Origin of the sequence: Kitasatospora atroaurantiaca, assembly GCF_007828955.1 — a bacterium.
GTDB classification, from domain to species: Bacteria; Actinomycetota; Actinomycetes; order Streptomycetales; family Streptomycetaceae; genus Kitasatospora; species Kitasatospora atroaurantiaca.
Genome location: NZ_VIVR01000001.1, coordinates 2,250,335 through 2,269,793, shown reverse-complemented (window position 1 = coordinate 2,269,793; position 19,459 = coordinate 2,250,335). Strand labels below are relative to the sequence as shown.

The window sequence follows — 19,459 nt, the reverse complement described above, 5'->3', positions numbered from 1 at the left end:
CACAAGGAAGGCAGCACCATGGCAACCATCGACCCGAACAAGGCGCTCCCCGTCTACCAGGCCCGCGCCGGCAACATGCTCAACGACATCATCCTCAGGGACATTGCCATCGTCGACCTGGAAGAACGCAACCAGCAGTTGGAGGAAGAGAACGCGACCCTGCGGGGGCAGATCGCCGACCTGACGTCTCCCCCCGCGCAGCCCGCAGAGTACTGATCAGGCGACGCGGTCGGCCCTCATCCAGCTTCCGGTCAGCATCGTCAGCGCGTCGGGGTCCGACGCGTTCTGCGCCCACTGGAGTTGCAGGTTCCCCGCGTTCGCGCCGGTGATGAGAAGGCCCTTGAGGAGGACGCCGATGGCGATGCCGGACATGCCGTAGGGAATGGTGGTGGAGCCGGAGGTGGCACCGTTACGGGCAATCCACTCGCCGTTCGAGTTGCTCGACGTAGCGCCGCTCAAGTCAGCATTGTTCGGACCCGTGCCGGTGAAGTGAAGCGTTGCGGCGGACGGGAACGTGAACCCAACCTTGATGTCCCCGGCAACGTCGCTGTTCGCGGTCTGCGCCATGAGCATCAGCTCGAACTCATAGACGGCGTTGGCCGCGACGGCAACGGTCAGGTGATTGTCGTCCTGCAGGGTCGTGCTGCTCGTCACGGATTCGTCGGCGGTCTTCCTCGCGAACAGCACCTGGCCGACGCCATTGACCGTGAGGTTCCCATTGACGGTCAAGGTGTAGGTGGTAGGTGAAGCGGCGTTGCCGAAGAAGCTCGCCGGGCCGCTGTCCGCCTGGAGCAGCAGGATTGACGCCGCCCCGTTATTGACGGCCTGGATCTCGTTGTTGTCCATGCGCACGTTGAGCCCGGAGCTGGGCCCGATCTGGAACGCGTGGCCGGTCGAGCTGAGACTGACGTCGGTTGTCGAAGGCAGCCGGAACGCCCCGTCGCTGGTGATTTCGCCGGCTGCGGACCGGTACCAGCTGGTGTCGCGGGCACCCGAGCCGGGGCCGAGGTCGATGCGCCCGTCCGCGCGGATCTGGATCCGGTCCTGGCTGTCGCCGGAGACGCGGGCGCCGTAGGCGACGCCGGCGGCCGCGGCGTGCTCGGTGAGGACGGAGGCCGCGGTGTTGCCCCCGCCGAAGGTGTTGGCCACGCGCAGGGTGGTGGCGTTCGTGGCGCGGCTGGCCCACACCTGCCCGCCGTACGTCCCGCTGTTGTTCGGGTACTCGACCCAGCCGCCGGACGCCGGGGCCGTCCCGTTGTGGAAGTAGGACCGGTAGGAGGTGTCGGACTCCAGGATGTGCTTGCCCGAGAACGGGCTGGACGGCCTGGTCGAGGAGGTGACGACCTGCGAGCCCGCAGCGAGGTCGAGCGCGTCCAGGTTGTTGAGGAGGTCGGTGACGACGTTGACGAGCTCGGAGCCGTCCGAGGCGGTCTTGTACAGGCCGAGGCGCGTGGTGGTGGTCGACATCAGGCAGTCCAGTGCGGGTCGTTGTGGCGGCGGGTAGCGGAGTCGTCGATGGGCGGTTCGGTCGGCCGGATGCCGCGAAGCCGGTGCTGGATGTCCCGGACGCGGTCCGGGTGGACGACGTGCCGGCGGATGACGTCGAGCGGATCAGCCGGGCCATCGGGGCGGGTGGTGATGGTGACGCGGCGCTTTGCCTCGGCGATCCGCGCGAGGTGCGGCTCACGGGCGGGCGCTTGGGAGCCTTCGCCGACGGGTGGATCACTGGTGACAAAAGGCTCGTGGAGGACGATGTCGAGCAGCGTCTCGGTGTCAGCGGGGTCGATACCGAGCTCCGCAGACCGCCAGGCGAGGGTGTCGGCCGGGAAGAGAAGTCCGTGCAGGAGACCGTCGTCCCTGCGGAAGACCACGCGGAAGGCGTCCATGTCGCCGAGCCGGACGGCCTGGACATCCGCGATCGTGTACGTGGTCTGCATGGAGGCTCCTTAGACCCGGAAGACCCAGAAGGCGATGAAGCTGCCGGCCGATGAGGTCGCGCTGAGAGAGACGGTGAAGCCGGTGCTGTTGCTGGCGGTGACCTGCGAGGACTTGACGCTTCCGGTGTCAGTGAGTGTGACCAGTGGTGCCATGGTCGATGCCATGGTCGGGCCGTACAGGTAGCTGAAGATCGCGAAGCCGCCGACGTCCTGGTACCCGGTGAAGATGGCGTCGGTGGAGCTGGCCGCGACGTAGTTGCCCCACTTGCCGCCCATGGTGATGCGGTTGTCGCTGCCGACGGCGACGAAGGCGTCGGTGGTGCCGTCTGTGTTGCCGATGCTGGCGTTGCTTCGGTTGAGGGCGACGTAGCCGCCGAACCGGCTCTGGTCGGTCTTCACCACCGCGAGTTGGATGCTGTTCTCGGTCATGTAGAGGCGCTCAAAGAGGGTGTCCGCGCCGACGGTGAAGGTGCCGGAGTTGAGGCCGACGCTGGCGTCTGACCCGAAGCTCACGGCGTTGAGGTAACCGTAGTTGGAGCCGCTGTTGGCGTACATGCGGATCTCGGGCAGGAGCGTGGCGGTCGGGTTGATCTCGATGCGGTGGCCGGACGTGCCGGACTTCAGCTGGCCGATGATGCTGACCGAGCCATCGGCGGCCGCGACGTTGACGGTCTGGTCGCCGTTGGCGTTGTACGCCTGCAGGCCACTGGAGTTGAGTTCGACGCGGGTACCGGTGTCGGCGGTCTTGATGCGGGCGCCGACGATCCAGTCCGCCGAGATGGTGCCGGCGGTGACCTTGGTGACGGTCAGGTCAGAGATGTGCGCATCGTCGATCAGCAGCGCGGTCGCGGACGCGGCGACGGATGGGGCGGACTTGTTGCCCGCGATGTCGACGGCGACGACCCGCACGTACCGGGTGGACGTCTCTTCGACCTGCACGGTGGTGACGACGGGGATCTGCGCCTGGATCATGCCCGCCGTCGCGGAGACCTTGCCCTTCAGGGTGGTCGGCGACGGCGTGAACGTCGGCTCGTACTCGACATGGATCTCCAGATGGTGGAGGTCCGACTCCAGGTTGTAGGTGCCGCCCGTCGCCTTGCCGAGCGTATGCGTGATCTGCAGGGCGATCCGCGAGCCGGCCACGGACGGGGCCGCGGGCGTGCTGGGCGGGATGTTGTCGGCCGTCGCGATGAAGGTGGTGGTCCCGGACCACGCCCCGGCGTTGCCGGCCTTGTCGACGGCACGGATCTGCACGTCGTAGCCGACACCGGGCGCAAGGTCCTGCAGCTGCACGGTGGTGGTGCCCCAGGCGACGTACGCGATGTCCCAGTGCCCGGTCGGCGCGGCGAACGGCTGCCGCCACTCCTGCAGGTCTTCCCACCGGACTTGGGAGAGCTGCGCCCACGTCGCGGGGTAGATGAGGTCGGTGTCGACGGCGTAGCGGACCTCGTAGTGGTCGCCGTCGAGGATCGTGGAGCCGTCGGTGTTGTTGGGGGCGTTCCAGGAGACGATGACCTTGCTTCGGGTGAAGCCCCTGTTGTCGAGGTACGCGGCCCCGGAGAACGGGGTGATGAACGTCGGGACGCCTGGGATCGAGGTGTCGGCGGTCGGCCGGGACCCAACCGGCTCTGCCGAGGAGTTGGCCAGCTGCCGCTCAAAGTCCCCGACGACGACCTGAGTCGTGCCCTGCTGCTCGAACTGGACGTAGTCCGTGAGATCCGTCCACACACCGGCGGCGGACCGGTACGCCACCGTGTGCCCGTCCGTCACAGGCCACGTCGTCTCCGTGACCTGGAGCTTGATCGGGTTGAGACGGAGGCCCCGGAACACGATCTCGTTCGCCGTGTCGACGAGGCCCTTGTCCGGGTCGTACGCCCACACGTAGTCACCCGGCGCGAAGCTGCCGTCGACGTCGTAGTCCGCGGTGGTCAACGTCAGCGCGTTGTGCGCGGCGACGAACTGGGAGAGGGCGAGCTGCGCCCGGATCGTGGCGTTGACCTGGCTGGTGCCGGACTCCGACACCATGCGCGTCAGCGCGACCGTGTTGCCGTGGATGTCCTTGTACGGGTTCAGCCCGGGGCTGATGTTCGCCGAGCCGGTCGCCGTGGACGCGCCCTCGCCCTGCGCCAGCAGCACGACACGCGTCGTGAAATCCTCCACGTCCGTCGCGAGGTTCAGCTGGCCGGGCAGGGCGAGGAGGCTCATGTCCTGGCCGGCGCCGCGGCTGACGATCGCGCACGAGGGTGTGGTGACGAACAGGTTCGACTCGGGTCCGGCGTCGAGGGTGCCGTTGCCGTTCACCCGCCACGACACCGGCACCGACGTGCTGGACATGGTGTCGCAGACGTACTGGATCGCCTTGCGGGGGGACTGCCACTGGTGCGTCCCGGAGTACGTGCCCGTGACCGAGTACAGGGTGCCCTCGGTGACCGCGCCTGAGGCGGGCAGCAGCCCGCGGACTGCGGTTGCGAAGGAGGCGGACGCGAACGTGGTGGCGTTCTCGATCACCGCGCCCTTGTCGTCCTCATCGCCCAGCCAGAACGCCATGCTGGCGCCGCCGATCTGGACCTTGTCACCCGGGGTGCGGGTGCGGCCGTCGTCGGCGAGGACCTTCGTCCGGACGACCCCGACGTAGCGGGCCGCGGCGAGCAGGTTGTCGCCGTGGGTCCGTGGGTCGACGCGGCCGGCCACGATGGCGACGTGCCCGAGCTGTGCGACGGCGTCGAGGACTTCGCGGGGGGTTGTCGGCAGGAGTTCGATCTGCCAGCGGCCGAGTGCGGTGAGGACGTCGGTTACGGGCACGTCAGCGCCTCACTGTGTAGGTCTGCTCCGCCAGGGCCCCGATGTACATGTTGCGTAGGTCTGTGGCGGCGTCGCCGGACACGGCGGAGCTGCCGCCGGCGACGACGCCGAGCCAGAAGTCGAGGGTGGCGGTCGAGGTCTTGGAGACGCCGCCGTTGGCGTGCGCGGTGAACGACCTGGCGGACCCGGCGGCGAACTTGTTGCCGTCGGCGTCGTTGTTGGTGGCGACGACGTACCCGGACGCGGCCACCGAGGTGTTCGTCTCGGTGGTGCGCAGGTACACAGCGAGGGTCGCGGCCGCGCCGGACTGCAGGTAGCCCTCGACGGTGCGCGAGCCCCGCCGCAGGGTGAGGTCGAGGGTGACGCGGCCGGGCGAGCGCGGGGCGGTGAGCCGCAGCACGCACTGCTCCGGGTCGTTGCGCAGGATTGCGGCGCTGTCCCATGCCGCGACGTTGGCGCCGCCCACTGTGACGTTCCACAGCTTGGAGTGCCAGGCGCCGCCCGTGTAGGCCTGCACGTCCAGGACCCCAGCGCTGGCGCTGGGCACGATGTTGACGAGGGCGTTTCCGAGCGTCCAGGCGGCGACGGGCAGCGGCTGCTCGGTGCCCTCGATCTCGAAGCCAGTGCCGGTCGCCGCCAGCGTGTCGTTGATCCGGACCCGGCCGGCAAGGTACGCAGCCGGGTCGCAGCCCCAGCGGGGGGAGGCGTTGGTGGGGATGCTGCGGTACACGGTCATCGCACCGTCAGCACCCGTGCGGGTCATGGTGGAGGGGCTGGTCGCGCCGGTGTAGTAGGTGGTGTGGCCGATCGGCGGGGCGTGCCACGTCTCCCCGGTCAGGGAGAAGTCGTTGAGGCGGACGACGCCGGTGAGCCTGCTCTGCAGGTCGACCTCGGAGGCTGCGCCGAGGCGCTCCAGTGCGATCTTCCAGCTGGACGTCACCGTGTCGTTGACGTACTCCCGCAGCGCGGCGCCAGCGGTCTTGACGCTGTAGTAGCCGTTGCGCTCCGGCTTGTCCGTCCACGTCACAGGCAGCGGCACGCCCTGCTCCATGGCGAGGATGTTGTCGTGACGGGCCACCAGCACGCTGCGGGTGAGCGGCGGGTTGGACTCCTGCCCGTCCAGGTCCAGGGTGCGTGCGTCGCTGGACCCTTCGGCGACGGTGAACGTCTCGCGCAGGGTCGTGCGGGAGAGCTGGACGGTACCCCATGTGCCGGTCATCAGCGGCTCCTCCCGCGGTCGAAGTCACGCAGCGATTCCTTGATCTCCACCACGAGGGCGTCCGCGACCCGTCGGCGTTCGGCCGCCGACGACAGGTCGAAGCTGCCGGTGATGTTGATCGCCTGGATCGTCACACCCGCCGCTGCAGGGGCTGCAACAGGACCGGCAGCCAGACCCGCAGTACCGCCCAGCGACTGACCGGGGCCGGCGACGACCGCACCCGGCGCCAGCAGGCCAGGGACTTGCGGACCCAGTCGGGTCAGGCCGATCTGGGCAGTGACGCCCTGCAGCTGCGCGGTCAGATCAGGAATCCGGTTAGCGATGCCGGCCATGAGGCCGTCCATGAGCAGCTGGCCGGCGGGGGTGAGGAGGATGGCGTCCTTCTCGGGCGGCCCCTTGTGCTCCTTGATCCAGTCGGTGATGCCGCCGAGGGTGTTCGTCAGGGCGCTGATCTTGCTCTTGATTCCGTTGATGAGCCCGGACATCACCTGGGTCCCGGCGTCCCACAGCAGGCCGCCAAGGTCGCCCAGGGCTTCTAGAATCCGGTACGGCAGGAGCACGAACTCCCTCACGACCATGCGGAGAATTCCGCTGACGACGTCACCGAAGCTGTTGAACGCGCCCCGCATGTCGCCGTTGAGAAGCTGGCTGACCATCCGCAGCGCGGGCACCACGATCTGGGTGATCTGCCTGGCGAGCTCGCCTGCGAACACGGCGGCCAGCTTGCCGACCAGGCCGATGATCGGAACGAGGAGCTGCATCAGCGGCGGCAGCAGCGTGGCGATCATCTGGCCGATCTGCTGGAGGACGGGCGCCAGCGCGATCATGATCTGCACGAAGGACTGGCCGAGCTGCATCAGCGACGGCGCGAGGGCGGTCAGGAGCTGACCGAAGACCGGCAGAAGCGCCGTGTTCAGCTGCAGCCAGATGTTCATCAGCGGCACCATCAGCGTCGGCAGTTGAGCGAGGATGGGCGTGAGGACAGCCGATAGGACGTTCGCCAGCTGCTGGATGACGGGCGCTGCCTGCGCGAAGAGCTGGGTGAACGTTTGAAAGACCGGGGTGATCGCGGGGCCGAGCATGGCGATCAGCTGACCGGCGACCGGCAGGAGGGGGGCGATGGCGTTCAGCAGGCCACCGACCGCCTGGGCAGCGGCCAGCAGTACCGGCGCGAGCGCCGCGATGATCGGCTGGAGTGCGGCGCCGAGCTGCTGGATCAGGTTCTGCACTGGCAGGCCGAGCGCCATGAGCACCGGACCGAGCGCCATGAGGGCCTGCCCGACCAGCGGCGCCACCGTGCCCGCCAGGGTGTTCAGCGTCCTGAACAAGGCCTGCAGCGCGCCCTGGACCTCCGGGCTGGCCGTGACCCGCTTCAGCTCGGCGAAGACGCTGCCGAGGACACCGAGCGCGTCCCCGCCCGCTGCCGCGGCGGCCTTCATGATGTTCCCGACGATGCCGAGCGCGTCGCCCAGCAGCTTGGCGAACTGGACGGCCAGGTTCAGGGCGTTGTTGATCGTGTTGGTGAGGCTGCCGTTGGAGAACGCCGCGGACAGTCGCTGCGTGAAGCTCCCCATCGCTTCGCCGATGGCGCTGGTGATCCGCAGGAAGGCGGGCCCGGCCGCAGCCGTCAGCGTCCCGAACATCGTCAGAAGGTTGGCGGGCACCTGCTGCAGGGGCTTCAGCCCCTCGTTGATGCTGGCGAACGCCGCCTTCAGCGTGCCCGTCTTCGACAGCTGGTCGACCGCGTCCATCGCGGCCATGGCCATCTTGTTGAGCACCCCGGCCGTGCCGACCAGGCCGGTCTGCAGGTCCGGCAGCACCTGCCGTGCCACGCTCGTGAGCTTGCTACCCAGCCCCTCGAACAGGGCCTGCTGCACGTCCAGCTTCAGCGCGTCCCAAGCGGGCTTCAGCGCGATGACCGCATCCACGAACTCCCGTGCGCTGGGGGCGAGCTTGGCCATGGCGTTCGCGAACTTGGCCGCGCCGGCCCCTGACTGTGCCATCGCATCCGCGATCGCCTGCTGCGCCTGCGCTACCCGGATCGCGCCGTCCTCCGCCGCCCGGTCGGCAGAGATCCGGGCCTCCGCCAGGGTCTGCGTCTTGTCGAGGACGTCCTGCTGCGCGTCGGCAACATCCTGCGTCGCTTGCGCTACCTGCTCGTTGCCGTCGACACCGGCCTTCGTCGCCTCGGCGGCCTTCGCCTTGAGCCGCTCCTGCGCGAGCTCCTGCTCCTTGAGCTGCTGCACGGCCTGGTCGTAGGCGAGCTGCGCCTCCTGCTTCTGCTCCTCGGTCGCGTTCGGGTCGGCGAGCGTCTTGTCGAGCTCCTCCTTGGCCTTCTGGACATCGAGGATCGCCTGCCGGTGATCGAGCTCCCCGTCCACCAACTGGTTCTGAAGGTCTTCGAGCTGCTCCTTGGCTTCCTTGCGGGCCTTGATGAGGTCGAGCTGCGCCTGGCGTTCCTGCCGCTGGGCCGCGGTGAGGTCGCGTTCGGCGGCGGCGACCTGCTGGATCGCGTGCCGGTTCGCGTCGCCCGCATCGCGGATCGCGATCTTCAGGGCCTGCTGGGCGTCAGCGAGAGCGTGCGTGGCGGTCGTTGCGCCACCCGCACCACCGACCGCTGGGGCGAAAGCCTGCTTGAACGCGCCGCCGATCCCGCTCATGCCGAGCTTCAGGGCGCCGAACATGGCGATCAGCGAACCCAGCGCCGGAGCAGCAACGGCCGCCGCCGGGCCCATCGAGATGATGGCCTGCCCCAGCGAGGCGATGGCCGGCAGGGCGCTCAGTGCGGCGGTGACGAGCGCGCCCATGCGGCCGCCGAGCATGCCGATGCTCCCGGCCGCGCTGGCGCCGCTGGACCCGACTCGGCCGAGCATGCCGGCCAGGCCGGACAGGCCCTGCGCGTCAACGTCCACGCGGACACGGCGGTTGCGGGTCAGGGCGTCGAGGCGGGCCCGCGTGTCGCCCGTGATGAGGTTCGCGCGTACGTCGATCTGCTGGTCGCGGGTGATCCGGGTCAGCTGCGTGAGGTAGGCGTTGGCGTTGAGGTCGGCACGGATGTTGACGACCTGGTCGCGGGTGATCCTGGCGAGCTGAGTCAGGTACGTGTTCGCGTCGAGGACCGCGACGACCCGCAGGATCTGATCCCGGGTGATGCGGGTCAGCTGCGTCAGGTAGGTGCTGGTCTGCAGCTCCGGCGTGACCTTGACCTTCAGCCGGTTCCCCGCCGCTTCGAGCTGCGCCCGCAGCTGGGCGTCATCGAGCTTCGCCTTGAACGCGATCTCGACGCTGCGGCCGAGCGCCGCGAGCTGAGCCCGCGCCGTGGAGTCGTCGAGCTTGACGAGCGCCTGAATGTCGAGCTTCTGGCCCTTGAGTCGGGCCAGGTCAGCCTCATACCGCGACTTGTCCATCGTGACTTCGACGAAGCCCTCGGCGACACGGAACGACACCTACTCCACCTTCTCCTGCGGGCTCACCTTCGAGACGCTGACCAGTCCGGGGAATGCGAGCCGGAACGCCGCCAACTCCACGTGCTGCCGATCCGATTGCTGCTGTACTGCCGGCCGGGCGACCGGTGCGGCCGGCTGCTGCTCCTCGCGGGCCTCCTCGATCCGGGCCGCAATCACCCCGCCGTACACGGCGACCCGCTGCGCGTAGCTGAAGAACCGCGGGCCGCTCAGCTCCGGCTCGGCATCGAGGTCGATGCCGTAGAACACCCGGAAGTCGGCGTGCAAGTCGTCGAGGTGATCCAGGACCCAGCCGACCTGCGCCACCCGCTCACCCAGAGGCCTGGTCCACGTCAGGCTCGGCCTTTTCCCGACTCGTCCACCGGGCCCGCGACGTGCGAGATGACGGCCTGCAGGATGCTCTCCATGTCGTCCTCGTCGACCTCGTTGGACTGCTCCAGCGCCAGGTAGGCGTCAAGGCCGAGGAGCCGTTCGAGCATCCGCTGGGCCGCCGCGTTCTCGCCCATCGTCCGCGCGAGACGCAGGTACTCCAGGGAGAGGCTGGTGGGCACCTTCGACGGGATGCGGTACTCGATCTCCTCGCCGTCGTCGCCGGTGAGGTAGAAGAGCGGCACGCCCTCGTCTGCCGGCTTCTTCTTGCGGCCGACGCGGATCGGCTCGAACGATGCCGCTGGCTTGGGGGCGTCTGCGGGCTTGGGAAGGGTGCGCTTGGCGGGGCTGGTGCGGGTGTTGGCGGCCATGGGGGTGCTCCTGGAAGGTGGTGGAGGGCCGGGCCCGGCGGTCGGGTGCCGCCGGGCCGCAGGGTCAGGACGTCGCTTCGACGACGTGGAACGGTGCGATGGACGAAGTGACGTAGTGGCCGCTGAACTTGGTCTTGAAGAGGGTCTGCTTGTCCTTCGTGTAGGCCATGGCGACGGCGTCGGTGCTGAGCGTCCGGCGGAGGATGACGCGGCGCCGGAAGCTGTTCGCGCCCCAGCCGTCGAAGAGGAGGGCCGTGTAGTTCGGCTGTGTCGCGGAGCTGGCGAACAGCGGCTCGTACGACTTGTATCCGGCGCCGGTCGCGGCCGTGCCGCCGTTCAGCACCACGCTCAGGTTCTCCAGCGTGCTCTCCGCGAGGCTCGTCTCCAGAGTCAGCTCGCGCTTGGTCAGCCGGGATCCGACGCGGTCCACCACCTGGTCGACCTCCAGGGCGGTGTACGTCTGGTCCACGGAGAGGGTGACGCCGTCCTGGGTGCCGCCCATGTCTGTCCACGCGGACGCCTGCGGGGTGGAGTTGACGGCGGTGTCGGCGGGCTCGGTTGCCCCGAACGTCCCCTGGTAGAGGGTCGCCGGGCCGAGGATCAGGTTGGTGGTGGTGACGCTCACTGGTCAGTCCTCCTTGGCCGCGCTCGCGGCGGGGTTCGCCCGGGTGGGCTCGGGGGTGATGCCAGCCGAGGCGGAGGGGTCCTCGACGAGCAGGCCCTGACGCTGGAGGTCGAGGTGCTCGGCGGGCGAGACCTCCACCTCCAGGTCGGGGCGGATGGTGGTGCGGACGGCGGTCATCGGTAGTCCTCGCGTCGCAGGGGCCAGGTGTGGTGGGCGAACTGCGGGTGCGCACGCAGGGGCAGGGTCTGCTCGGGCGGGATGGAGCGAGGGCACTCGATGACGCGCGCGCCGGCGGTGAGGAACTCCAACTCCGCCCGGCTGTTGTGGACGATGACCCGCCCGTTCCACGTGAGGAGGTCACGGCTGACCTCCCCCTGGAGCGCCCACCGCTGGCTGCTCACGACGCCACCTCGACCCAGTTGACGGACAGGCCGAGGTTGATCCGGGCGTAGGAGGCGGCATCGTCGGGGACACGGCGCGCCTCGTACGTGGAGTACGCGGAGAGGACACGGGCCTGCGGGTAGTTGGCCGGCAGCGTGAGGAGGCGCGGTGTCGCGGCGTGGTCCCAGCAGGCGGCCTGCACCCGCTCGGCGAGAGAGGTCGCCTTGTTCCACGGCGGACGGTTGCTCCCTGGGTGCACCGCCCAGCAGTCCACGGACACGACCGGGGACCGCAGCGGGACATACGGGTTCGCGGAGCCGCCGACCGTGGCGACGGTCACGAACCCGGACGCCATCCACGAGGCGTTGTCCCGGGGCAGGGTGGTCGCCACGATGTCGCCCAGGACACCGCGCAGCCAGGCCTGGGCGACGAGCTCGGTGGTGGCGCGCAGCAGGGTGGTCACCGCAGCTCCCGGTGCTGGAGCAGCGCGGGCCGCAGGTAGGGGTGCGGGGCGGTGCCGGGGTGGCGGACGCGGCCGACGGGGTGGGCTGCGCCTTCCCAGAAGAGGGCCTTCTTGTGGCGGGGCCGGATGTCGTGGGCGGCGGAGCCGTATTCGACGGGGCGCCAGTAGGGGCAGTCCGTGCCGACGATGCCGGTGAGGCCGTCGGTCTGGTGGAAGATCGAGGCCTTCAGTTCGCCGGTCTTCTCGGGGGCGAACGCGCGGGCGTCGTCGGCGATGTCGGACAGGCAGCGGTCGAGGACGCGCGTGAGGATGGCGTCGAGGTGTGCGTCCGCGCTCGGGTCGAGCCTGATCGTCATCGCCGCCGTCCTCTCCGGATCTGTGGCGTCAAGGTGGGCCGCCCGGTCTTCCCGGGCTTGCGGCCGCGTTCAGTTGATGAGGGTGAGATCCAGGCGCAGTTCGGCTGTGATGCCGATGGCTGCGGGCTGGTTGATCTGGTCGATGCTGTAGATGCGTCCGGTCCGCTCGTCACGGATCTGGTCGTCGGCCTGGACGGCGGTGCCGGCCCGGATCCGGGCGGTGGTGGCGCGTACGACGCGGGGTGTTCCGGAGACGGGTGTCTGGGATGTGCGGGTCGTCTCGATGAGGCTGGCGGGGATGCGGGTCAGGGCGTCGATGCCGGTCTCGGTGAACGTGTCGATCTCATCGGTGAATGTGGTCTCTTGAGTGCCGCGCAGGACGGTGATCCAGGTCGTTGCGATCACGGCGCACCCGGCATCGGGGTCCAGGTCTGGAGGTCGTCGGTGGACTCCAGCAGCGGGTTGACGCCGATGCCGCGGCCGTCGACGAACGGGCTTCGGACGTGGATGGTGCGGGACTTGCGCCAGGAGCAGCGGTTGATGGCGCGGGCGGCCATCGGCGCGAGGATGATGGCGTCGGCGGTGAGGCTGGCGCTGACGCCATCCTGGGTCTGCGAGGTGAGGTCCATGCGGGTTTCGAGGCCGGGCTGGCCTGCTGCCCATGCGGCCTGGTAGGCGACTGCGCGGCCGAGCCAGTACAGGTCCCGGCGGCGTAGCCGTTCGGTGTCGTCCCAGATCCGGCCGGAGCACACTTCGATGGCGGCCTGCGCCTGGGCGACCTGCTGTTCCGTGGCCTCGACGCCGGTGATGTCGAGGACGGTTGCGGTGGTTGCCCAGGCGCTGACCATCAGCTGTCGCCCTTGCTCTGCTGGGTGAGGATGCTGCGGGGGGTGGTGGTGTCGGCCGAGTTGTGGTCGGTGGACGACGGGACGACCGGGACGCGGTAGGTGAGCGTCACGGAGCGGCCGTCTTGCTGGTCGGTGGCGCCGGTGAACTCGACCTCGCCGTGCGGGTGGAGGCCGCGCTGGATCGCTTCGTGGGCGGCGGCCGCCCGGTTCGCGGTGTGGGTGCTCTCGGAGATCGGGTCGTCCGCGCGGCCGAGGAGGACGAACTCCTTGACGTGCACGGGGCCTTCGGCGCCGTCGGGTGAGCGCTTGTCGACCTCGGTGTCGGGGTGCCCGGCCTTCGCTGGGAACTCCGCGGCGCGGGCCTTGTCGTCGGTGACGGTGGGCGGCGCCGGGGCCTCAGCCCCGGCCTGTGCCGTAGCCTTGGCGGCCGCCATCAGGACCCGCTGTTGTTCTCAAGGATCGCCGCGCCGGCCGGGTGGCCGTAGGCGAACGCGCGGCGGGCGCGCATCTTGAGGATCGACTCGTCGGTGAGTGCGGCGGTGCCGTCCTTCCCGTCGATGAAGATGCTCTCGGGGCCGGAGCGGACGCCGAGGAGCATCAGCGACGGGTGGACCCACAGGATCAGCGGGTTGCCGGTCGGCGAGGACTTGGCAGTGGCCGAAGTCCGCGCGCCGAGGCTCCACTTGATCTGGTGACCGAAGATCGTGTCGGGGGTTCCGGCGAGACCCTGGATGAAGATCGGTTCGCCCTGGAGGTCCTTGACGCCACGCAGCTTGGCCCGGAAGGACGGGTGCGCGACGGCGATGAGCTCGGCCGGATCGAAGTAGTCGCCGCCTTCGACCTTGCCCAGGCTCAGCGAGATGTTGTCGTAGGTGACGCCGCCGGAACCGGTCTGCGTGATGTTCGTGTTGGCGGTGTAGCCCAGGCCTGCGTCGGTCTGCGAGAGCAGGTAGTAGATGCTCTTGAACGGGATGCCGGTGCCCGGAGCTGCGGTGACCGCGAAGGACGCGTTGTCGAGCGTCTTGGCGTAGGAGGTGCTCCAGTCGCCCATCTTCACCTTGAGGATGTCGGCGAGCGAGTCGTCCATGTCCTCCTCGGCGATGCGGATGGCCTTGCCGAACTTACGCGCCGTCAGGACGACGTCGTCGTTGGTGTTGGAGTCCTCGCCGTACGCGCCGCCCTTGTCGACGACATCGACGTCCATGCCCGCCGAGCGCGGCGTGGAGCGGGAGTTGGTGGCCATCGGAATGCGGGAGCCGACAGCCTCGACCACGGAGTTCTGGACGATCCGAGTGATGACATCGGACCCGAACTCCTCCGGGATCCACGGTTCGAAAGTGTTGCGTGCCACGGGGTGCCCTCCAGGGCGGGTGATGGGGTGAGCGGAGGTGGTGGCTCGGGCCCCATCACGGGCGCCTCGGGCGGACGTTCAGCCGGTCCCGATCACCGGGTGGCTGGGTCAGACGGTACGGCGGGTGATCAGCTCTGCCTCAACGCGGAAGCGGCGTGACGCTCCCAGCTCGGCTTCGGCTTCTCGGGTGCCGGGTTCTTCGGCGCGGCAGTCGGCCGCGGCTTGAGCTTCTGGGGCTCCGGGGCAGGCTTCGCGAACAGCTCGGGATAGTCGGCCTGCATGGCCTCGATCTGGTCCTCCAGGCCGAGGACCTCCCCGGTGTCGGAGTCCACCGAGACGTCGTCCATGTCGACGAGCTTGAGGAGTCGGCGGATACGGGCCTCGCCCTTCTCCTTGTCGGAGGGGTCGATGGCTGCGAGTGCGCCGGCCTGGATGAGCGCGGCCCGGGCGGCGGTGCGCACGAGCGGTGCCTTGAACTTCTTCTCGCCCTGCTCGGCGGCTTCGCGGATGGCCTTCTCCGACTCGGTCTCGGCCTCGGCGGTCCTGGCGCGCAGTTCGTTCAGCTGCCGTTGCAGGTCGAGCTTCTCGGCCTTGCGGGCGGCCAGGGTGCGGCGCATCCGCTCGTGCTCGTCGCGGGACGGCGGGGTCCACTCCTCACCGGCGGCCGCCGCGGCGGCGGGTTGGGGTGTGGTGGTCTTGCGCGGGCCGGGCTTCGGCTTGGCGGCGGCCGGCCCGGGCTCGGTGTCGTCCGTGTCGTCCGGGTCGGTGTCCTCGTCCGGGTCGGCGTCGGGCTCCGGGTCGGGGTCGGTGTCCTCGTCGAGATCGACGTCCGTGTCGTCATCGTCGGGTGCGCCGCCCGCGATCGGGCGGATCGGGCGGCCGTCCGCGCGGTGTCCGAGGACGGCCCACGGGGGCTGGCTGATGCTGGGTCGTGCGGGTGCGGGTGCACCGATCACCGGGGCGTCCACGGCGGCCTCCATCACGGGGGTAGCGGTCATGGCCGGGACGGTAGCTGCGCTGCGCGGTACGACTGTGATCAGATCGCGGCGGCCGTGCGGTAGGGGAAGCGGCCCTCGCGCAGCGCGCGGCGGGCGGCCGACGCCACCCCGGGCGGCAGCTGCTCGCCGGAGGTGAGCAGTGCGCGGGCGGCGCGCAGGCGGGCTGCGCCTGACTCTGAGGGTAGGGACCAGCCCCTGCCGACCGCCTCGCGGGCCTGACGTGTCAGCAGGTCGGGAAGGGACTCGCCGCGTACCGGCCACCGCTCGGACCAGAGGGCGGTCCGGCAGCGGCAGCGGATGTGCAGCGGCGGCGCGTCGACCGGCGCCGCCGGGGCGTGGCGCTGGGCGGGGTCCCAGGACTGGCCGCCCTTGAATGTGCCGCGCAGGGTGACGCTCTCTCCGGCGTAGGCCTGGCACCGGACGCAGGCGTTGAACTCGGCGACCCAGACACGGCGAAGGCGCAGCGCGCGGGCGACGTACCCGATGCCGGTGTTCAGGGCGTCGTGGACGGCCCAGGCGACGGTGCCGCGGACGCGGGAGATCGCGGACCGTGCGGCGCCCATGCCAGCGGCGACAGCGGCGAACGTGCGGCCGTCGACGACCTCCGGGGTGAGGAGACGCAGGGCCCGGTCGAGCTGCTCGCGGACCATGCGCGGCAGGCCGCGGGCCGCGTCCAGGGTCCGCTCCAGTGGGCCTGCGCCGCTGCCGGTGGCGGCGTGGACGCGGTGGCCGGAGGCGCGGCGGGCGAAGTCCTGTGCCTGGCGGACGCCGAGGGCCAATGCCTCGGGGATCGCCGCGGCCAGGATGCGGCGCGAGCGGCGCCCCAGGCCCGAGAGCGCTCGCTGCACCCGCTCGGCGACCGCGCGCAGGAGATCGGCCAGGGCACTGCCCGAGCCGCGGGCGTCGAGGTCCCCGAACGTCGTCACCCACAGGGCGGCCGCAGAGGCGAGCGCCTCGGCCATGCGCTCATCGGCGCGGCCCGCCGCCTCGTCCGCGATGCGTGACTCGAACGCCGCCGCTTCGTCAGAGTGGGCGCCCTGCGCCAGCGCCGCGAGCTGCGCCGCGGTGACGCTCATGCCGCGGCGGCCGTCTCGGGCTGCCCGAGGAGGGCGACCATCAGCGGGTTGAGGAGATCCTGGGCCTGTGCCGCGTCGAGGGCGCCGAGGCTGATGGCGGTGCCGATGCGCTGGGCGATCTCGGAGAAGACGCTGATGTCCATGAGGTGGCGGCTCAGCTCGGCGGCATCATCGGTGGGGGTCTCCAGCCATGCGGTGACCTGCTCCTCGGTGTAGCCCGCCTCCAGGAGCAGCTGCCGCTGAGGCACTCCGAGCTTGCTCTTGAGACCGGCGGTGGTCCAGCCGGCCTCGTCGTCGACGGATGCGGCAGCTGCCCAGCGGACATCCACGGGCGCGGTGATCCCGAACAGGCGCAGGCAGTACCCGAAGAGGTCCTTCCATGTCGCGCCGTACGACAGCTGCCTGTTGCGGATCTTCTTCACGAACGGTGCCTCGTCGCGGCGCAGGGACTCACCGGAGGGGTTGTGAGTGCCGCCCCCGGTGGTGTCGAAGCGGCGCAGCGGGGTGTCGGTGAGGGTCGCCATCGCCCGGGTGTAGAACGCGGCGGGGTCGAAGAAGACGCCGGGGTTGGCGGCCTGGAACTGGCCGACCTCCTTGTAGCCGCGGAGCAGCCACATCTCGCCGGGCCCGGACTTAAGGTCGGAGTCGTCGCCGGAGTCGGTGGGGCCGGACGCCGGGTCGGCGGGGAAGTCGTCGTCGTCGAAGTCGGAGGCGTCCAGGTCGCCGGTGTCGGTGGTCATCGCTTCGGTGAGGCCGTAGCGCTGAGGGAAGGCCTGGTAGTCGACGGTCGAGAGGTGCGTGATGATCAGCTTGTTGATGGCGTCCTGGCAGCCGTACGCGCCCTCGTGCTCGGGGATGCCGTAGGGCTGGTCGCTCCTGAAGTGGAACACCGGGATCTCGCCGGACTTGTTCGGGATCTCCCACGAGGCGTCGTCGGCTGGCGGCGGTTCCTGCCCCTCGGCCGGGGCCACGGGGTCGGCGAGCCAGTGCATCCAGTCAGCCTCGTTGTGGCCGCTCGACCCGGGGCCGGTGGTCCAGCGCTGCGTCCGGTCGTCGTAGTACACCTCGGCGCGGACGACCTCGCCGAGGCTGGACCGCTCGCACCAGCGCTTGACCGCGAACGCCTTCTCGCGGGGGTTCTCCTCCGAGTAGAAGACCCGCACCGTCATCGGCGAGTTGTAGTGCATCTCGACGCCGGTGACCTTGCCGCTCTCGTCCTCGATGGGCACGGCGATGATGTAGGCGTCGCCGAGTTCCCCGGCGCGGCGGTGGACGTTAGGGGCCTCCAGGTCGAGGCTGTTGAACTCCCAGAGGGCGTCGAGGACTTTGGCGGCCAGCGGGTCGGTGCTGGTGACCGCTGCGAGTTCGAGGCGGTCGGTGACCGCGTTGACGGGGATCTTGCAGTAGTTCAGGTGGTGGCCCATGTGGGTCCGCTCCAGGGCGCGGCGCACCCGGGCGGAGCTGAAGACCTCGCTGACGCGGCCGGTGTAGTAGGCATGCGCCGTGTCGTACTCGGGCCGGGTGTAGTTGAGTTCGGTGATGCCCGCCCACAGGTCTGTACTCGCGGTCACCGCATCCTCCTTGATCGCCCGGCCCCGGATTCGCGATCACGGTACGGACGCCGCCTCACGCGGCTGCAACGCGCGATCAGGCGTAGCCGCGGCTTGCCGCCTTCGGGCCGGCCTTCTTCGCGCGGGTCGGCATGAACCGGTCGATCGCGGATCCGACGCAGTCCACGAGGTCGTCATTGGGGGCCTTCGGGAACGCGACCATCTGCTCCTCCAGGTCGCGCAGTGGCCCGGCGTGTTGGACTCGGCCGCGCTGGTAGTGGACGAGGACGTTGGCGGCTCGGACCTCTCTGGGGATGTCCTGGGTCACGGTCTTCACCCTGACCGGCATGTCGTGGAGGATCGCCAGCCAGGTGTCCCCGCCCTGGTTCGTCTCGATGATGATCAGCCCGATCTCCGGGAACTCGTCCAGAACGTCGAGGACCCTGGCACGCAGCTTCTCACCGGGCGGGATCTTCACGGGGATCGCGGCGCGGACGGTGCAGCGCTGTGCCTTGGCGCTCCACGAGACGACTCCGAGGCCGGTGAAGTCGGAGGTGCTCTTCGCGGTGGTCGCGGGGTCGATGCTGAGGACCGTGTGCGTGGGCGGGTCCTCCCCGTACCGGAAGTCCTCCGCCGACCAGTAGTCGCCGTCCATGCCCATCGGGTCGTTCGCCATGTTCTTCGCGAACGACCGGGTGTGCTCGATGCTCTTGAGGTAGCCCAGCGGCCACTTCGCCGGCCACATCGACCGCTCGGTGCCGTCGTCGCCACGGATGATCGGCGCCGAGTAGTGCGCCCGGAAACTCTCGTCGCGAATCCAGTCGGCTGTCTCCACACCGCGGGCGTGCTTGACCAGCTGGTGAACGATCGAGCCGGGCATGGTGACGGTCCCCACCAACACCACGCGCGCGTAGATGTTGAGAGGGAGGATCGCGTCCTTCAACGTGGTCAGGCGCTTGCCGGCCTGGTCCGCGGAGTACGAGGACTCGTCCGGCTCCACGTCGTCGAGGAGCAGCAGGTCCGGCCGGTGCGCGCCGACCTTCATGCCGAGCGAGCTGGAGTCCATGCCGCGCGCCGCGAACGCGAACCCGGACGCGGCCACGTACATGCGCTGCGTGTCCGCGACGGACGCGCCGGAGGGGCGCTTCGCGGGGGCGCACAGGTCCGGGTAGTCCTCCTGGATCCGCTCGTTGGTGGCGAGTTCCTGCTTGAACGTGGACAGGTGCGTCTCGGCCTGCGCAGCGGAGGCGGAGAACGCGGCGATGAAGCGGATGAAGCCGTGCGCGGCCGCCCACATCGGCAGGATCAGGAACCACATCGTCGACTTGCCGGTGTTGCGCGGCGCGACGTAGGCGTCCCGCTGCTCCGCCGGGGTGCGCGGCGGGCGCACCCATGCGCGTGCGGCGCGGCACCAGTCGAGGTGTGCGTCACCGAAGCTGACGTTGCCCTCGTTGTCCCGCAGGTGGTGGCGCAGGTAGACGAGGCCGAACAGCAGCGGGTCGAGGCGCGTCAGGGTGCGGCGCCCCTCTGCGGTCGCCAGCATGCGGACGTCGGGCACCCGCTCGGCGAGGTACCTGGCGAGGTCGAAGGTGTCGCCGTCGAGACCGGCCAGGTAGGTGTCGAGCGGCCGGGTGAGGGCGTCGATCACG

21 protein-coding genes are annotated in these 19,459 nt (G+C 69.9%); 1 reads left to right on the top strand and 20 read right to left on the bottom strand.

Going from position 1 to position 19,459, the window contains the following annotated elements; translation table 11 throughout:
* Positions 1-18 precede the first annotated feature (18 nt).
* A complete protein-coding gene (locus FB465_RS10515; protein WP_145789748.1) occupies positions 19-216 on the top strand; it encodes a coiled-coil domain-containing protein in 198 nt (65 codons plus the stop codon).
* On the opposite strand, the gene FB465_RS10510 is transcribed toward FB465_RS10515, so the two are convergent.
* The 20 genes from FB465_RS10510 to FB465_RS10425 all read right to left on the bottom strand — a co-directional run bounded on the left by FB465_RS10510 (position 217) and on the right by FB465_RS10425 (position 19,458).
* Positions 217-1,467, bottom strand: coding sequence for a hypothetical protein (locus tag FB465_RS10510; RefSeq protein ID WP_145789746.1), 1,251 nt, complete (start codon positions 1,465-1,467; stop codon positions 217-219). It abuts the gene before it with no gap.
* Positions 1,467-1,937 (bottom strand): hypothetical protein, encoded by a 471-nt coding sequence (locus FB465_RS10505; RefSeq protein ID WP_145789744.1) that lies wholly within the window; start codon positions 1,935-1,937, stop codon positions 1,467-1,469. The genes FB465_RS10510 and FB465_RS10505 overlap by 1 nt, the downstream gene beginning before the upstream one ends.
* A gap of 9 nt (positions 1,938-1,946) precedes the next feature.
* Positions 1,947-4,739 (bottom strand): fibronectin type III domain-containing protein, encoded by a 2,793-nt coding sequence (locus FB465_RS10500; RefSeq protein WP_145789742.1) that lies wholly within the window; start codon positions 4,737-4,739, stop codon positions 1,947-1,949.
* A gap of 1 nt (position 4,740) precedes the next feature.
* Positions 4,741-5,958, bottom strand: a complete 1,218-nt coding sequence (locus tag FB465_RS10495; protein ID WP_145789740.1) for a hypothetical protein — start codon at positions 5,956-5,958, stop codon at positions 4,741-4,743.
* Complete coding sequence (locus tag FB465_RS10490) at positions 5,958-9,404, bottom strand: hypothetical protein (RefSeq protein ID WP_145789738.1); 3,447 nt, start codon at positions 9,402-9,404, stop codon at positions 5,958-5,960. Before FB465_RS10490 ends, FB465_RS10495 begins: the two co-directional genes overlap by 1 nt.
* The gene (locus FB465_RS10485) at positions 9,405-9,728 is read right to left on the bottom strand and encodes a hypothetical protein (protein ID WP_145789736.1); all 324 of its coding nucleotides are present in this window, start codon (positions 9,726-9,728) and stop codon (positions 9,405-9,407) included. It abuts the gene before it with no gap.
* A 26-nt stretch (positions 9,729-9,754) separates the two neighbouring features.
* Positions 9,755-10,162, bottom strand: a complete 408-nt coding sequence (locus tag FB465_RS10480; protein WP_145789734.1) for a hypothetical protein — start codon at positions 10,160-10,162, stop codon at positions 9,755-9,757.
* Positions 10,163-10,226: 64 nt separating this feature from the next.
* Entirely contained in the window at positions 10,227-10,787 is a 561-nt protein-coding gene (locus tag FB465_RS10475; RefSeq protein WP_145789732.1) for a hypothetical protein, read from the bottom strand.
* Positions 10,788-10,790: 3 nt separating this feature from the next.
* Positions 10,791-10,964, bottom strand: coding sequence for a hypothetical protein (locus FB465_RS35745; RefSeq protein WP_170290555.1), 174 nt, complete (start codon positions 10,962-10,964; stop codon positions 10,791-10,793).
* Positions 10,961-11,188, bottom strand: coding sequence for a hypothetical protein (locus tag FB465_RS10470; protein WP_145789731.1), 228 nt, complete (start codon positions 11,186-11,188; stop codon positions 10,961-10,963). The genes FB465_RS35745 and FB465_RS10470 overlap by 4 nt, the downstream gene beginning before the upstream one ends.
* The gene (locus FB465_RS10465) at positions 11,185-11,631 is read right to left on the bottom strand and encodes a hypothetical protein (RefSeq protein ID WP_145789729.1); all 447 of its coding nucleotides are present in this window, start codon (positions 11,629-11,631) and stop codon (positions 11,185-11,187) included. Before FB465_RS10465 ends, FB465_RS10470 begins: the two co-directional genes overlap by 4 nt.
* The gene (locus FB465_RS10460; protein ID WP_145789727.1) at positions 11,628-11,987 is read right to left on the bottom strand and encodes an HK97 gp10 family phage protein; all 360 of its coding nucleotides are present in this window, start codon (positions 11,985-11,987) and stop codon (positions 11,628-11,630) included. Before FB465_RS10460 ends, FB465_RS10465 begins: the two co-directional genes overlap by 4 nt.
* Before the next feature lie 69 nt (positions 11,988-12,056).
* Complete coding sequence (locus FB465_RS35740; protein ID WP_170290554.1) at positions 12,057-12,392, bottom strand: hypothetical protein; 336 nt, start codon at positions 12,390-12,392, stop codon at positions 12,057-12,059.
* On the bottom strand, positions 12,389-12,835 hold the full coding sequence (locus FB465_RS35735; RefSeq protein WP_170290553.1) for a hypothetical protein: 447 nt from the start codon (positions 12,833-12,835) through the stop codon (positions 12,389-12,391). Before FB465_RS35735 ends, FB465_RS35740 begins: the two co-directional genes overlap by 4 nt.
* Positions 12,835-13,269: a hypothetical protein gene (locus FB465_RS10450; protein ID WP_145789723.1), complete on the bottom strand. Its 435-nt coding sequence runs from the start codon at positions 13,267-13,269 to the stop codon at positions 12,835-12,837. The genes FB465_RS35735 and FB465_RS10450 overlap by 1 nt, the downstream gene beginning before the upstream one ends.
* Positions 13,269-14,186: a phage major capsid protein gene (locus tag FB465_RS10445; protein ID WP_145789721.1), complete on the bottom strand. Its 918-nt coding sequence runs from the start codon at positions 14,184-14,186 to the stop codon at positions 13,269-13,271. The genes FB465_RS10450 and FB465_RS10445 overlap by 1 nt, the downstream gene beginning before the upstream one ends.
* 128 nt (positions 14,187-14,314) lie before the next feature.
* The gene (locus tag FB465_RS37475) at positions 14,315-15,184 is read right to left on the bottom strand and encodes a phage scaffolding protein (RefSeq protein WP_170290552.1); all 870 of its coding nucleotides are present in this window, start codon (positions 15,182-15,184) and stop codon (positions 14,315-14,317) included.
* A gap of 38 nt (positions 15,185-15,222) precedes the next feature.
* A complete protein-coding gene (locus FB465_RS37470; protein WP_145789719.1) occupies positions 15,223-16,260 on the bottom strand; it encodes a hypothetical protein in 1,038 nt (345 codons plus the stop codon).
* Positions 16,257-17,831, bottom strand: coding sequence for a phage portal protein (locus FB465_RS10430; protein ID WP_145789717.1), 1,575 nt, complete (start codon positions 17,829-17,831; stop codon positions 16,257-16,259). Before FB465_RS10430 ends, FB465_RS37470 begins: the two co-directional genes overlap by 4 nt.
* Before the next feature lie 76 nt (positions 17,832-17,907).
* Complete coding sequence (locus FB465_RS10425) at positions 17,908-19,458, bottom strand: hypothetical protein (protein WP_145789715.1); 1,551 nt, start codon at positions 19,456-19,458, stop codon at positions 17,908-17,910.
* Between the last annotated feature and the right edge of the window lies 1 nt (position 19,459).